The 15,455-nt window shown below is 71.7% G+C and carries 10 protein-coding genes; 8 read left to right on the forward strand and 2 right to left on the reverse strand.

Annotation, left to right across the window (positions count from 1 at the left end):
* The first annotated feature begins 1 nt into the window (after position 1).
* Positions 2–3,586: a thiol reductant ABC exporter subunit CydD gene (cydD, locus tag ACZ6WN_RS24615; protein WP_465868448.1), complete on the forward strand. Its 3,585-nt coding sequence runs from the start codon at positions 2–4 to the stop codon at positions 3,584–3,586.
* A complete protein-coding gene (locus ACZ6WN_RS24620; RefSeq protein WP_465868450.1) occupies positions 3,580–4,242 on the forward strand; it encodes a response regulator in 663 nt (220 codons plus the stop codon). Before cydD ends, ACZ6WN_RS24620 begins: the two co-directional genes overlap by 7 nt.
* A gap of 15 nt (positions 4,243–4,257) precedes the next feature.
* Here the strand turns inward: ACZ6WN_RS24620 and ACZ6WN_RS24625 are convergent, their stop codons facing one another.
* Positions 4,258–5,922, reverse strand: coding sequence for a sensor histidine kinase (locus ACZ6WN_RS24625; RefSeq protein ID WP_465868451.1), 1,665 nt, complete (start codon positions 5,920–5,922; stop codon positions 4,258–4,260).
* 96 nt (positions 5,923–6,018) lie between these two features.
* Complete coding sequence (locus ACZ6WN_RS24630) at positions 6,019–6,444, reverse strand: YchJ family protein (protein ID WP_465868452.1); 426 nt, start codon at positions 6,442–6,444, stop codon at positions 6,019–6,021.
* A gap of 113 nt (positions 6,445–6,557) precedes the next feature.
* Here ACZ6WN_RS24630 and ACZ6WN_RS24635 point away from each other — a divergent pair, with 113 nt between their 5' ends.
* From ACZ6WN_RS24635 to ACZ6WN_RS24660, 6 genes are all read left to right on the forward strand, one after another.
* Positions 6,558–9,404 (forward strand): AfsR/SARP family transcriptional regulator, encoded by a 2,847-nt coding sequence (locus ACZ6WN_RS24635; RefSeq protein ID WP_465868454.1) that lies wholly within the window; start codon positions 6,558–6,560, stop codon positions 9,402–9,404.
* Entirely contained in the window at positions 9,401–10,804 is a 1,404-nt protein-coding gene (locus tag ACZ6WN_RS24640; protein ID WP_465868456.1) for a magnesium chelatase, read from the forward strand. The genes ACZ6WN_RS24635 and ACZ6WN_RS24640 overlap by 4 nt, the downstream gene beginning before the upstream one ends.
* A gap of 111 nt (positions 10,805–10,915) precedes the next feature.
* Positions 10,916–12,931 (forward strand): vWA domain-containing protein, encoded by a 2,016-nt coding sequence (locus ACZ6WN_RS24645; protein ID WP_465868458.1) that lies wholly within the window; start codon positions 10,916–10,918, stop codon positions 12,929–12,931.
* Between the two features lie 60 nt (positions 12,932–12,991).
* A complete protein-coding gene (locus ACZ6WN_RS24650) occupies positions 12,992–13,771 on the forward strand; it encodes a TSUP family transporter (protein WP_465868460.1) in 780 nt (259 codons plus the stop codon).
* Position 13,772: 1 nt separating this feature from the next.
* The gene (locus tag ACZ6WN_RS24655) at positions 13,773–14,414 is read left to right on the forward strand and encodes a YigZ family protein (protein WP_465868462.1); all 642 of its coding nucleotides are present in this window, start codon (positions 13,773–13,775) and stop codon (positions 14,412–14,414) included.
* A 43-nt stretch (positions 14,415–14,457) separates the two neighbouring features.
* The gene (locus ACZ6WN_RS24660; RefSeq protein ID WP_465868463.1) at positions 14,458–15,450 is read left to right on the forward strand and encodes a GNAT family N-acetyltransferase; all 993 of its coding nucleotides are present in this window, start codon (positions 14,458–14,460) and stop codon (positions 15,448–15,450) included.
* Positions 15,451–15,455: the final 5 nt, after the last annotated feature.

Raw genomic sequence — 15,455 nt, forward strand, 5'->3', positions numbered from 1 at the left:
GATGCGACCGAACGACCCGCGACTGCGAGCCCAGCTGTCGGTAGCCCGGCGGCCGCTGGCCGTCGTGGTGGCGGTCGGCGTGCTGGGCGCGGTGCTGCTGATCGCGCAGACGTACGCCGTCACCGGCCTGCTCATCTCCGCGATCCGCGGCACCGGGTCGGTGAGCGGCTGGGCCCTGGCGGTCGTGGCCGTCTTCGCCGGGCGCGCCGTGGTCGGGGTGGTCTCCGACGTGGCCGGGGCCCGGGCGGCAGGGGTCGTCGGGGCGGACCTGCGGCGCCGGGTGGTCGGCGCGATCCTGCGTGGCCGGGCGGGCCGCTCGGGCTCGTTGTCGGCCCTGGCCACCCGCGGCGTCTCGGCCGCCGAGCCCTATCTGACGCGCTACGTACCGGCGCTGGTGCTGGCGTGCGTGCTGCCCGTCATGGTGCTCGCGGTGATCGCCTGGACCGACCCGCTCAGCGGCCTCATCGTCGGCCTCACGCTGCCGCTGATCCCGATCTTCGGGGTGCTGGTCGGCCTGGCCACGCGGGACCAGGCCGCCGGCCAGTGGCGGGCGATGTCGGCGCTGGCCGGCCACTTCCTCGACGTGATGAAGGGTCTGCCGACCCTAATCGCCTTCGGTCGAGCTCGGGCGCAGTCGCGGGTCATCGCCACGATCACCGACCGCTACCGCCGCCGCACCCTCGAGACCCTGAAGATCGCGTTCGCCTCCTCGGCCGTGCTCGAGCTCGTCGCCACCATCTCCGTCGCCCTGGTGGCGGTCATCATCGGGGTCCGGCTCGCCGCCGGCTCCGTCGACCTGCAGACGGCTCTCGTGGTCCTGCTGCTCGCTCCCGAGGCCTACTGGCCGCTGCGTCGTGTCGGCACCGAGTTCCACGCCGCCGCCGAGGGTACGGCCACGCTCGAGGCCACCGCCGACCTCTCCCGAGACGTCACCCCCGTCGGCCGAGACGTCACGGGCGTCGGTCGAGACGGCACCGACTGCCAACTCGATCGACGGGAGCGACGTCTCGGCATCTCTCTTCGGGAGGTCGGAGTGACTTACCCGGATCGGGAGCGGCCGGCATTGGCGCCGGTGTCGGCGACGATCCCGGAGCTGGGGATCACCGCGATCGTGGGCCCGAGCGGCTGCGGGAAGTCGACGTTGCTGGCGACGATCGCAGGCCTGCAGGAGACGTACGAAGGTGCCGTGGAGCTCGAGGGGCAGACGCCGGCGGCGGGCGATGAGTGGAGGCAGCGGTTCAGCTATCTTCCTCAGCGTCCGGTGTTCGTCAGCGGGACGATCGCCGACAACCTACGGCTGGGGTCGCCGCGGGCGACCGAGAGCGACCTGTGGCAGGTGCTGAAGCGGGTCGCGCTGGCCGACCGGATCGCCGACCTCCCCGGCGGTCTCGGCGCCGACCTGGCCGAGGACGGCCGCTCCCTCTCGGCCGGTGAACGAGCCCGGCTGGCCCTGGCCCGCGTCGTACTCTCCGATCGCCCCTGGGTCCTCCTCGACGAGCCGACCGCCCATCTCGATCCCGATACCGAGCGGATCATCGCCGACACCGTCACCGACCTCGCCCGCGATCGCGCCGTCGTCCTCGTCGCCCACCGTCCGGCGCTCATCGACATCGCCGACCAAGTCATCACCCTCTCTGCCGAGGCGTCACCCGCGTCGGCCGAGGCGTCGCTCCGGTCGGGCGAGACGTCACCTGCGTCGGCCGAGGCGTCGCTCCGGTCGGTCGAGACGGCATCCGTTGACATCTCGGCCGACGTACCTGACGCTTCGGCCGACGTACCTGACGCTTCGCCCGACGTACCTGACGCTTCGCCCGGCGGGGCTGACGCTTCGGCCGACGGGGCTGACGCTTCGCCCGGCGGGGCTGACGCTTCGCCCGGCGGGGCTGACGCTTCGGCCGACGGGGCTGACGCCTCGCCCGACGGGGCTGACGCTTCGGCACGGGTGGCGTTGTGGGGCTCGGCGGTGGTCGGCGGGCTGAGCTGGGCGTCGGGGGTGGCGCTGACGGCGCTGGCGGGATGGCTGATCATCAAGGCGTCCTACCACCCGGTGATCATGACGCTGGTGGCGGCGATGGTGGGGGTGCGTACGTTCGGGATCGCGCGTCCGGTGCTGCGCTACCTGGAGCGGTTGTGGTCGCACGACAGTGCGCTGCGGCTGCTGGCCAGGCGGCGGGTGGAGATCTACGACGCGCTGGTGCCGCTGGTGCCGGGCGCGCTCCCGGGCAGAAGGGGAGACGTGCTGGCCAGCGTCGTGGACGACGTCGACGCGGTGCTCGACCAGGAGCTGCGGGTGCGGCTGCCGATCCGGGATTACGCCGTCGTGGCCGCTCTCGCGGTCGCGGCGACCGCGCTCATCGACCCGGTCGCCGCCGCCTTCACCACGGCCACGGTGCTGGCGGCGGGCGCCGCCTTCGGGATCGCGTACGCCGGTGCAGCACGCGCCGAGCGCATCTCGGTCACGGTGCGCGCGACGGTGTCCGAGCAGGTGGTCGAGGCGACCCAGACGGCGACCGAGCGCCGGATGTGGCAGGCGGGCGAGCCGGTGCTGACGGCCCTCGACGGCCTCGCCCGCACCGCCACCAGAGCGACCACGACCGCGGCGGCCGCCTCGTCCGCGGCCAAGGCCGTCGTGCTGATCACCGCCGGCGCGGCGGTCGCCGCGACCGCCGCCTACACCACCGTCGGCGACGGCCCGATGCTCGCGCTCCTCACCCTGATCCCGCTGGCACTCGCCGAACCGGCGGCGACGCTCGCCGACGCCGGCGCGGCTCGCGCCCGTACCCGTGCCGCACGGCGGCGTCTCGACGATCTCACCGGGCGCCGCCCGGCGGTCGTCGCCCCCGAGCACCCGGAGCAGCCCACCGACGACACCACGATCACGATCACCGGCGTCACCGCCCACCCCGGTGGCCACGGCGTGGAGCTGCCCGACCTGCATGTCGAGCCGGGCGCGCGGATTGGCATCGTCGGACCCTCCGGCTCCGGGAAGAGCACGCTGGCCGCGCTGCTGCTGCGCTTCCTGGACCCGGACACCGGCACGATCACGCTCGGCGGCCGGTCGACCCGTGACCTGGACCCACAGGACGTACGCAGGATCGTGGGTCTGGTCGACGACGACCCGCACGTCTTCTCCTCCAGCCTCGTCGAGAACGTCCGTCTCGCGCGGCCCGGAGCCACCGACGACGAGGTGGAGCAGGCCATCCGGCGCGCCCACCTCGGCGACTGGCTCGACGCCCTCCCCGCCGGGATGTTGACCAGGCTCGGCGACGGCGCCGCGGAGGTCTCCGGAGGGGAACGGGCCAGGCTGGCGGTGGCGAGGTCGCTGCTGGCCGGGCACAAGGTCCTGGTTCTGGATGAACCTTTGGCTCATCTGGACACCGCGACCGCCGCGTCGCTGGCGCGTGAGGTGCTCGCGCGGGAGGATGGCTCGACAGCTGGCGCAGAGTCGGGCACGGAGCCCGGCGCCGAGCCTGGTCCGCATGGCGGCACGAAAACCGTACTGTGGATGACTCACACATCGACCGGACTGGGGCTGACCGATACCGTGGTCTCCCTTCAACGAATGGGGGAAGTGAGACGGTGTTGACCGAGACGAGGACGATCCGGGTCTACCTGCTCGACGACCATGAGGTCGTGCGCCAAGGGTTGACGACGCTGCTCGACAGTCATGACGACATCGCCGTCGTCGGCCAGGGTGGCACCGCCGCCCAGGCGCGCGAGGACATCGACCGTATCCAGCCGGACGTGTGCGTGCTCGACGCCCGCCTGCCCGACGGCTCGGGCATCGAGGTGTGCCGTGAGGTCCGTGCGGCCTACCCCGACATGCTCGCGCTCATCCTGACCTCCTATGACGATGACGAGGCGCTCTTCTCGGCGATCATGGCCGGGGCGAAGGGGTACGTCCTCAAGGACATCCGCGGCAACGACCTGGTCGAGGCGATCCGCACCGTCTCCGGCGGCGGCTCGCTGCTCGACCCGCTGATGACCGCGAAGGTCATGGAGAAGATGCGCAACCCCGATGGCGAGTCGCCGCAGGTGCAGGCGCTCACGCCCCAGGAGAAGCGCCTGCTCGCGCTCATCGGCGAGGGCCTGACCAACCGTGAGATCGCCGGCCGGATGTTCCTGGCCGAGAAGACGGTGAAGAACTACGTCTCCAGCATCCTGGCCAAGCTCGGCGTGCAGCGGCGCACCCAGGCGGCCTTGATGGCCAAGGAGCTCCTCCAGCCCCGCCGGGGCCAGTAGGAAGCCAGGAAGACCTCAGACCCCAGCGGTGATCGGCACCTGCCAGACGAGCTCGGTGCCGCTGGGGGAGCGGGGGCCGATCTCGAGCTGTCCGCCGAGCTGGACCGCGCGACAGCGGGCGTTCTTCAGCCCGCTCTCCTCGGCCTCCTCGGGGACACCGCCGCCGTCGTCGCGTACGACCAGCTTGACCTCGTCGTCCTGAAGGGTCAGCTCGATCTGGGCGCTGTGGGCCTGGGCGTGCCGGGCGAGGTTGGAGACCGCCTCGCGCAGGACCGGCAGCAGGTGGTTGCGGACCGAGTCGGGCACCGCGGTGTCGACCGGTCCGGTGATCTTGATCTCCGGGGTGAAGTCCATGACGCCTGCGTACTCACGGACGACCTCGCGCACCTGTGCGCGCAGCGAGGAGGCGTCGTGGTTGCTGAGGTCGAAGATGGAGCCGCGTACGTCCTTGATGGTCTGGTCCAGCGCGTCGACCTGCTCCGAGAGCCGCTTGGGCAGGTCCTCGACCCGCTGCGGGTTGCGGCCCAGGGTCTCGAGCTGGAGCCCGATCGCGAAGAGCCGCTGGATGACCACGTCGTGCAGGTCGCGGGCGATCCGGTCACGGTCGGTGATGACGGCGAGGTCGGCGCGGTCCTCGACCGCGCGCAGGCGGTCCAGGGCGAGGGCGGCCTGGCCGGCGAAGCCGAAGAAGAGCTCGCGCTCGTGCTCGTCGTGGGCGGCGCCGGCGTTGTCGTAGATCGCCAGCAGCGCGCCGCGGCCGGCGAGCGAGGAGCGCACCGGAGCGACCACGACGTAGAGCCCGTCGACCTCGAGGTCGAGCGGCTCGACGATGCGACGGTCGATCAGGAGCGGGACCTTCTCGGTCACAGCCCGGACCCGCTCCTCCTGGCCGGGCGCGGCGGCGAGGCCGGAGACGAGACCGTGCTCGATGCGGGTGCCGGCACCGACGCCGATCGCGCGCATCAGCGGCAGCGCGGTCTCGCACATCCGCTCGAGCGCGACCAGGTGGTCCAGCGGCGGGGTCAGGGCGCGGCTGAGCGCGGCGCTCGCCTCGAGCCACCTGCGGCGCTGCTCGCTGAGCTCGAGCTCGCGCACCTTGTCGATCTGGGCGCCGGCGGCGCGGGCCAGGGCGACGACGAGCTGCTCGTCGTGGCTGGTGAAGTCGGCACCACCGACCTTCTCGGACAGGAGCAGGTGGCCGAAGTCGCGGTCGTCGATGCGTAGCGGCACCTCGATGAACTTGCGCTTGCCGGGGTCGCCCGTGCGCAGCGCGTGGCTGCCGCCGTCGGGCGTACGGGGCGTGAGCATTCGGAGCGCCTCGGGGGCGGTGATGCCCCGGGGCCGTGTCGTCGATGCCGGCTCGGCGTCCAGATCGACGTCCGCATCCACCTCGGCATCCACATCGACATCGAGGCGGGCCCGGCGGCCACGGCTCCTGCCCACGACCTGCAGCGTCGGCTCCTGCTGGTGGCCGTAGGTGATCAGGTCCTGCAGGTCACCGTCGAGGCCGAGAACGCCGAGGGCGCCGTAGCTCGCGCCGGTCAGCTCGCAGGCGGAGCGGGTGATTCTCTCGAGCATGGCACTCAGGTCGAGCTCGCTCGACATCGCGATGACCGCGTCCAAGAGCGAGCGCGCCGATGGCTCGAGACCGGTCAGGTCCTCGGTCGCGTCAGTGGTCACCTGTCAGAGTCTGACGTGCCAGACCCGGTCGCGTCCACATATCGGCAACAGTTTCTCCACTGTCTGCCCCAAACTCACGCGAATGCTTGCGTTTGGTCATTGACTCGCGATCTCGCCGTCCACATAGAGCCACCGCCCGCCACGCACCTCGAACCGGCTGTGCTCGGCGAGCACCCCGTCGCCCGACGGTGCCTGGTAGGACGCCCGGAACGCCACCCAGCCGTGGGTGTCGTCATCGAGCCCGGAGCCTTCGATCTCCAGCCCGGTCCACGTCAGCCGAGAGTCGGGGGCGGCCACGCCCAGGTCGTCGGGACGGGTGCCCGGGTGCCAGGTGCGGAAGATGTAGTCCCAGTCGCCGAGGGCGTACGCCGCGTAGCGACTGCGCATCAGCTCCTCCGGGGTCTCGGCCAGGGCGCCGCCGCGGTGCAGCCGGTGGCAGCACAGCGCATAGCGTCGCCCGCTGCCGCACGGGCACGCCTGGGTGAGGGGTGAATCGGTGGCGGTGCGGCCGAAGGGGGACATGCGCCCATTGTGTACCGCAAAGGACGCATTCTCCTCGTAGGCCCGGAGCGCCCCGTCTATGGTGTGGGGGTGGCTCTCAGGCGCAGACGGCTCGGGACGGCGGGGGTGCATCGGTGACGGATGTGAACATCTGTCTGCTGGGCCCTCTGATCGTCACGCGCGCGGGCGAGCCCGTGGAGGTCCCGGGGCGGCGCCCGCGTACGTTGCTGTCGTTGCTCGCCCTGGAGGCCGGCACGCCCGTCTCCGCAGACCTGCTCGCCGACCGGATCTGGGGCGAGGAGCTGCCGGACAACCCACGTGGCAGCCTCCACACCTACATCGGGCGGCTGCGTCGCGTGCTCGGCAAGGAGGTCGTACGCCGCGCCGCCGGCGGCTACATCCTCGACCTGCCGCGCTCCTCGGTGGACGCGCTCACCTTCATCGACCTGCTCGACGCGGCCGAGGGGCCGGAGACCTACGACCGGCTCGAGGAGGCGATCGCGCTGTGGCGTGCCGAGCCGTTCGACGAGCCGTCCGGGGACTCGCTGGCCGAGCGCACCCGCCCGTGGCTGGTCGACCGCTACCTCGCCGCGCTGGAGCATCGCGCCGAGCTCGACATCGCCGCGGGCCGGGCCGCGAAGGCGGTCGCCGACGTGCGCCGCGTGGTGGGCGACCATCCGTTGCGCGAGTCGCTGTGGGTGGTGCTCCTGGACGCGCTGGACGCCGCGGGACGCACCGCCGAGGCGCTGGAGGCCTATGAGGAGGTCCGGGCGCGGCTGGCCGACGAGCTCGGGGCCGACCCCGGCGCGGAGCTGCGCGCGACGTTCACCCGGCTGCTGACCGGCTCCTCGCCGGTCCCGGAGGTCTCCCGGGGCCAGCCGACCGTGCCCGCGCAGCGCGTCTCGGAGGAGGACCTGGTCCCGAGACAGCTGCCGGCCGACATCCCCAGCTTCTCCGGTCGTGAGGCCGAGCTGCGGCTGCTCGACGCGGTGACCGTCTCCCACGACGCCGGCTGGCCGAGCGTGGTCGCCGTGCACGGCATCGGGGCGGTGGGCAAGACGGCGTTCGCGGTGCACTGGGCTCGTGCCCGCACCGAGCACTTCCCCGACGGTCAGCTCTTCATCGACCTGCGCGGCTTCGGGCCGGGCGAGCCGCTCTCGCACGCTCAGGCGCTCACGACGCTGCTGATCGGGCTCGGCGTCGACGCCGCCTCGCTGCCGGCCGAGGTGGACGCGGCATCGGCCCTGCTGCGTACGACCCTCGCGCAGCGACGCATGCTCGTCGTGCTCGACAACGCTCGTGACTCCGCCCAGGTGCGGCCCCTGCTGCCGGGTGGCGACTCGCTGGTGCTGGTGACCAGCCGGAGCCAGCTGCGCGGACTGGCCACCCGGGAGGGCGCTCGCCGGCTCGCGCTGGACACGCTCGCCCCGGCGGAGTCGGCGGCCTTCCTGAGGCAGCGGCTCATCGACCGCACGGCCGACGAGGCGGACGTACGCGCCCTGGCGGAAAGGTGCGGGCATCTGCCGCTCGCTCTCGCCGTCGCGGCCGAGCGCTGCAGCCGCTACCCCGACCTGCCGCTGACCGACCTGGTCGCCCAGCTCGACGGAGAGACGAGCCGGCTGGCGGCGCTGGAGGCGCCGCTCGACCCCATCTCCGACCTGCGCGCGGTCTTCTCCTGGTCCTACGACTCCCTCGACGAGGAGTCGCGGCGTGCCTTCCGCCTCCTCGGCCTCCGCCCGGGTCACGAGATCGGGATGCCCGCTATGGCGGCGCTCTTCGCGGTCGACATCGCCACCGCCCGGCGCCTGGTCGACAAGCTGGTCGACGCCAACCTCGTCCGTGAGCACCGCCCCGGACGCTTCGTGCTCCACGACCTGATCCGCGACTACGCCCTGGAGATGGGCTCCGAGGAGGAGTCCGGCGAGGCGCTGCTGCGGTTGGTCAGCTGGTACACGCACTCGCTGGTCGCGGCCTCCGAGGCCGACGGCCGGTCCTTCCGGCTGATGAGCCTCGATCCGGTCGTCGAGGGGGTGACGCCGCTGAGCTTCGCGACCTCGCAGCAGGCCCGCGCCTGGGGTGACCGGGAGTGGCTGACCATGGGCAGCGCCGTACGTCTCGCCGTGCGTGCGGGGCTGCTGGGCCCCGCCTACCAGCTGGTCAACAAGATGTTCAGCCTCTCGATGCGGCACCCACCCGCCGAGACCGTTCCCCTGCAGGAGCTCGGTCTCGACGCGGCCCTTCGCGCCGGTGAGCTGGTCGATGCGGCCTACCTCCGCAACCAGGCCGGGATCAGCCGGGCCCGGGTCGGCGACCTGACCCGGGCGATCTCGGAGTTCCGGGGCGCCGCTGCGGTCTTCCGCGAGGCCGGGACCGCGGCCGGTCTGGAGATGGCGCTGTCCAACTGCGGCCAGGCGCTGAGCATGATCGGCTCCCTCGACGAGGCCGTAGCGGTGCTCGAGGAGGCGTACGCCGTCGCGGATGCGGCCGGGATGGACGACCGTGCTCGCGCCAGCCTGATCGGGCTGGCCGAGGTCTATGTCCGGATGGAGCGCTACGAGAACGCCGCGCGGCTGGTCGAGGAGGAGATCGGTTTCGGTCCGGTCGACGTCGACTCCTCCGCCTCGCCGCGGATGACGCTGGTCGACGCCCTGATCGGCCTGGGGCGCTTCACCGAGGCCGAGACCCACCTGCGGCTGGAGCTGACCCAACGGCTCGAGGAGCGCAACCGGTGGGGTGAGGCCAACGTCCTCGTACGCCGCGCGGTGATCGAGCGCGAGACCGACCGCGTCCCGCAGGCTCGGGCGACGCTCCACGAGGTGGTGGCGATCCTGGACGAGGTGGGGGAACTCGACCGCACCGCGCTGACCAGGGAGCGGGTCGAGGATCTGCTCGCCAGCGTCGGGTCCTCGACATCCGCGGATCGGGACGTCGACGCCGAGACCGCCCAGGGGTTGGGCGGCGGCGTAGCGTTGCGTCCGTGACTGCCGCACCCACGATCAGCACCCTCGGCCAGCTTCGCGCGAGCGGCCATGTGTTCAAGTCGCTCCGCGAGGAGATCCGCGACAACCTGCTGGCGAAGCTGGCAGCGGGCGAGGACCCCTGGCCCGGGCTGCACGGGCTGGAGGACACCGTCATCCCCCAGCTCGAGCGCGCGCTGATCGCCGGGCACGACGTCGTCCTGCTCGGCGAGCGTGGTCAGGGCAAGACCAGGCTGCTGCGTACGTTGGTGGGGCTGCTCGACGAGTGGACCCCGGTCATCGAGGGTTCCGAGCTCGGCGAGCACCCCTACGAGCCCGTCAGCGTGGGCTCCCAGCGGCTGGCGGCGACGGCCGGCGAGGCGCTGCCGATCGCGTGGAAGCACCGCTCCGAGCGCTACTCGGAGAAGCTGGCCACCCCCGACACGTCCGTGGCCGACCTGATCGGCGACGTCGACCCGATGAAGGTCGCCGAGGGACGCTCGCTGGGCGACCCGGAGACGATCCACTTCGGCCTGATCCCGCGCTCCCACCGCGGCATCGTCGCGATCAACGAGCTGCCCGACCTCGCCGAGCGGATCCAGGTCGCGATGCTCAACGTGATGGAGGAGCGCGACATCCAGATCCGCGGCTACGTGCTGCGGCTGCCTCTGGACCTCCTGGTGGTGGCCTCCGCGAACCCGGAGGACTACACCAACCGCGGCCGGATCATCACCCCGCTGAAGGACCGTTTCGGCGCCGAGATCCGCACCCACTACCCGCGCGAGCTCGCCGCGGAGATGGCGGTGATCCGGCAGGAGGCCGCTCTGGTCGCCGACGTACCCGACCATCTCCTCGAGATCCTCGCCGTCTTCACCCGCCACCTGCGTGCATCCACCGCGGTCGATCAGCGATCCGGCGTCTCGGCGCGCTTCTCGATCGCCGGCGCGGAGACCGTCGCCGCCGCGGCGCTGCACCGCGCCACCGTGGCAGGGGAGCCCGATGCGGTCGCCCGCCTCGTCGACCTGGAGACGGCCGTCGAGGTGCTCTCCGGCAAGATCGAGTTCGAGTCCGGCGAGGAGGGCCGCGAGGCCGAGATCCTCACCCATCTGCTGCGTACGGCCATCGCCGAGACCGTCCGCAAGTCCTTCCGCGGCCTCGACTTCGCGCTGCTCGTCGACGCCATCGAGGACGGCCGCATGGTCACCACCGGCACCAAGGTCGCGGCCGGCGACTTCCTGGCCGGCCTCCCCGTCCTGGGCGAGTCCGACCTCTACGACCAGATCGGCGACCGCGTCTACGAGTCCACCGGCGGCCCCAAGAACGACGGCCAGCTAGCCAGTGCGGTGGAGCTCGCCCTGGAAGGCCTCTTCCTGGCCAGGAAGATCGGCAAAGACACAGCCGACGGAGAGACGATCTATGGCTGAGCCGGGAGGCATCGGCAGGGGGTAACACGTCGTTCGTAGGACTACTCGCCCTATCAGAACGACCGGATAGACCTACGAACAGCGTGTTACAGGCGTGAAGGAGCACCGACCATGAGCCGCTACAAGAAGTACGCCGGGGGTGACCCGCTCGCGCCACCGGTCGACATCGCCGAGGCGCTGGATGCGATCGGCGAGGACGTGATGTCCGGCTACTCGCCCGAGCGGGCGATGCGGGAGTTCCTGCGGCGCGGGGGACAGGACCAGCGCGGCCTGGACGACCTCGCCCGCCAGGTGGCCGAGAGGCGTCGTGAGCTGCTGCAGCGCCACAACCTCGACGGCACACTCGAGCAGGTGCGCGAGCTGCTGGACAAGGCGGTCCTGGAGGAGCGCAAGCAGCTGGCCCGCGACGTCACCATGGACGACGGCGACCGCGCGTTCCGGGAGATGCAGATCGACAACCTCTCGCCGAACACCGCCGCCGCGGTCAGCGAGCTCTCCTCCTACGACTGGACCTCCCGCGAGGCCCGCGAGGCCTACGAGGAGATCAAGGACCTGCTCGGCCGCGAGCTCCTCGACCAGCGGTTCAAGGGGATGAAGCAGGCCCTCGAAGGGGCCACCGACGAGGACCGCGAGGCGATCGCGGAGATGCTCGGTGACCTCAACCAGCTGCTCGAGAAGCACAACCGAGGGGAGGACACCCCCGAGGACTTCGAGGAGTTCATGGCCAAGCACGGCCAGCACTTCCCCGAGAACCCGCAGAACATCGACGAGCTGCTCGACGCGCTCGCGCAGCGCTCCGCGGCGGCGCAGCGGATGCTCAACTCGATGTCGGCCGAGCAGCGACGCGAGCTGATGGAGCTCTCGGCGCAGGCGTTCGGTTCGCCGGCGCTGATGCAGCAGATGGCCCAGCTCGACGCCAACCTGCAGGCGGCGCGACCCGGCGAGGACTGGTACGGCTCCGAGGAGTTCGGCGGCGGCGAGGGGCTCGGTCTCGGTGACGGCACCGGGGTGCTGCAGGACATCGCCGAGCTCGATCAGCTCTCCGAGCAGCTCCAGCAGTCCTACGCCGGCTCGCGGCTCGACGACATCGACCTCGACGCTCTCTCCCGGCAGCTCGGTGACCAGGCCGCGGTCGACGCGCGCACCCTGCAGGAGCTCGAGCAGGCGCTACGCGACTCCGGCCAGCTCGAGCGCGGCTCCGACGGCGACCTCCGGCTGACCCCGAAGGCGATGCGCCAGCTCGGCAAGGCCCTGCTCCGCGACGTCGCGCAGCGGCTCTCCGGACGGCAGGGCGAACGCGACCTCCAGCGCGCCGGGGCGGCGGGCGACCTCTCCGGCTCCTCACGGCCCTGGGCCTTCGGCGACACCGAGCCCTGGGACGTACCTCGGACGATCACGAACGCCGTCATCCGCGAAGTGGGCGAGGGCCGCCGCGGCCCCGGGGTCCGCCTGACCGTCGACGACATCGAGGTGCAGGAGACGGAGGCGCGTACGCAGGCGGCGGTCGCCCTTCTGGTCGACACCAGCTTCTCGATGGCGATGGATGGCCGTTGGGTGCCGATGAAGCGCACCGCGCTGGCCCTGCACACCCTGATCAAGAGCCGTTTCCGCAACGACGACCTGCAGCTGATCTCGTTCGGGCGCTACGCCCAGACGATGGAGATCGAGAAGCTGACCGCCCTGGATGCGATCTGGGACAAGGGCACCAACCTGCACCACGCGCTGCTGCTCGCCAACCGGCACTTCCGCAAGCACCCCGGCGCCCAGCCGGTGCTCCTCATCGTGACCGACGGCGAGCCCACCGCCCACCTGGAGCCGGGCGGCGACGTGTGGTTCTCCTACCCGCCGCACCCGGTGACGATCGCGCGGTCCGTCGAGGAGCTGGAGAACTCCCGTCGCCTCGGCGCCCAGACGACCTTCTTCCGCCTCGGCGACGACCCCGGCCTGGCCCGCTTCATCGACTCCATGGCCCGTCGCGTCGAGGGCCGCGTCGTCGCGCCCGAGCTCGACGACCTCGGTGCCGCCGTGGTCGGGTCCTATCTGGGCGACAGGACGGCGCGGCGTACGTCGAACTCCTACGGCGGCTATCCCGATGCGTTCGGGGGCCGCGGCTGGTGGGCCGGCTGAGCCTGGGGCGGATGCTTACCGAGTTAACTCGGTGAGCATCCGGCCGCGTAACCTGCGCTCGTGCCCGAGGAGACGCTGAACGTACTTGCCCTTCTCGCGATCGCGGCCCTGGCCGCCGGCTATGTGGACGCGGTGGTCGGCGGGGGTGGGCTGATCCAGCTGCCGGCGCTGCTGCTGTTCATGCCCGGCGCCGCGCCGGTGCAGATCCTGGCGACCAACAAGCTGGCCTCGATCTTCGGCACCTCGATCAGCGCCGCGACCTACTACCGGCGGGTGGGGCCGGACCCGAAGACGTTCATCCCGCTCATGATCCTCGCGTTCGCGGGCTCCGCGCTGGGCGCGGGGGTGGCGTCGTACCTTCCCGAGGCCGTCTTCGAGCCCATCGTCCTGATCGCGCTGATCCTGGTCGGGGCGTGGGTGCTCTTCAAGCCGTCCTTGGGCGAGGCGACCGAGCTGAGGTACGACGGCCACCGGCACCTGATCGGCGCGATGGTGGTCGGGTTCGCGGTCGGCTTCTACGACGGTGCCCTCGGTCCCGGGACCGGCAGCTTCCTGGTGATCGGGCTCGTCGGCCTCCTCGGCTACTCCTTCCTGGAGGCGAGTGCGAAGGCGAAGATGGCCAACGTCGCCACCAACCTCGCCGCCCTGGTGGTCTTCATCCCGCAGGGCGCGGTGCTGTGGAAGACCGGCCTGGTGATGGGTGTGTGCAACCTGGTCGGCGGCTACCTCGGGGCGCGGACGGCGGTGGCGAAGGGAGCCGGGTTCGTACGTGTCTTCTTCATCGTCGTGGTCGCCGGATTCATCATCCGCATCGGCGGCAGCGTGCTGGGGCTGTGGTGACATGAGCTCCGGGGTGAGCCGCTACCTGACCATCGCTCGCGACGGCGCCGCCGAGATCGAGGAGAAGCGGTCCCGGTTCCTGTGCACGCTCACCCGGGTCGAGCAGGAGGCCGATGCGCGGGCGGTGGTCGAGCGGCTGCGCAAGCAGCACTGGGACGCCCGCCACACCTGCTCCGCCTTCAGGATCGGTCCGCCGCCGCAGCCGGTCGAGCGCTCCAACGACGACGGCGAGCCGGCCGGCACCGCCGGGGCGCCGATGCTCGAGGTGCTCCGTGGCGCCGGGGTCTCGGACACGGTCGCCGTGGTGACCCGCTGGTTCGGCGGAACGCTCCTCGGCGCGGGTGGCCTCGTCCGGGCCTACTCCGACGCCGTCCGCACCGCGCTGGAGGAGGTCGGCACGCTGCGGCGGGAGCTGGTCCGGGAGTATCGGATCCAGGTCTCGTACGACGCCGCCGGCCGCCTCGAGACCGACCTACGATCCGCCGGGGTGGCCGTCCTCGAGACCACCTACGGCAGTGCTGTGACGCTGCGGATCGGGGCTCCGCCGGCCGAGGAGAAACGCCTCCAAGCGCTCGTCGCAGAACTCACCGCAGGCACGTCCGCGCTGGTCCCCGGCACGGACCAGTGGGTCGACGTCTCGTGACGTTTGGGAGAATGGCCGGGTGAGCGACCATAGCGAGACGCCCGTGGAACTCCCTGCCGGATGGACGGCGAAGGTCCCTGACCTCGACGATCTCCCCGCCCTGCTGAGGCTTCGGGCGGCCGACAAGACGCCGTTCGAGGGCTCCGGAAAGGTCGATGCCGACGCCATCACCGGCGAGATCGCCGGGCCCGCCTCCTGGACCCGTCAGCAGATCGTCGCGCTCGACCCTGACGGCGACATCCGCGCCTGGGCCATCGCTCACGACCGCGCCGCCGGCCGCACGCTCGTCTACCTCTACGTCGACCGCACCATCGCCCAGGCCGCCGAGGTCGCCGCCGGGCTCTATGCCTGGCTCGAGGACCAGACCCGCGCGATGGCCGAGCTGCGCGGCATCACCGAGTCCCACCTCGACGCCAGCCCGTTCGCCGACGACACCGTGCAGCGTGAGTGGCTGGCCGCGGCGGGGTTCACCAACAAGCGCACCTGGCTGCACATGAGCCGGCCGGTCCTGCCCGACGAGACGGTGCCCCCGCTGCGCGAGGGTGTGACCATCCGCCCGGTCGAGACCCACGAGAACGGGATGCCGGTCGCGGCCGACCTGCAGACCGTCCACCAGACCCTGGAGGAGTCCTTCCAGGACCACTTCAACTCCTACCGGGAGAGCTTCCCGGAGTTCGTGCAGCGCCTCCGCGAGGACCCCGGCCACCGCTGGGACCACTGGTGGCTCGCCTACGTCGACACACCTGAGGGTGAGCTGCCGGCCGGCTCGCTGGTCGCCTCGGTGCTGCCCGCCAACGCGGCCGGGGTCGAGGGGACGTACGTCGAGTACATCGGCGTCAACCGCAACGCCCGCGTCCGCGGGGTGGCCAAGGGGCTGCTCTACACGGTCATCGGCGACGCGATCGAGCGCGGCCGTGACCGGGTCTCGCTCGAGGTCGACGCCGACAGCCCCACCGGAGCCGACGGGCTCTACAAGTCGATGGGCTGGGTGACCGACTACGTCACCGAGTCCTGGCACAAGGACGTCACGGTCTAGCCCGT

The organism is Nocardioides sp. NPDC054178 (genome assembly GCF_055585005.1).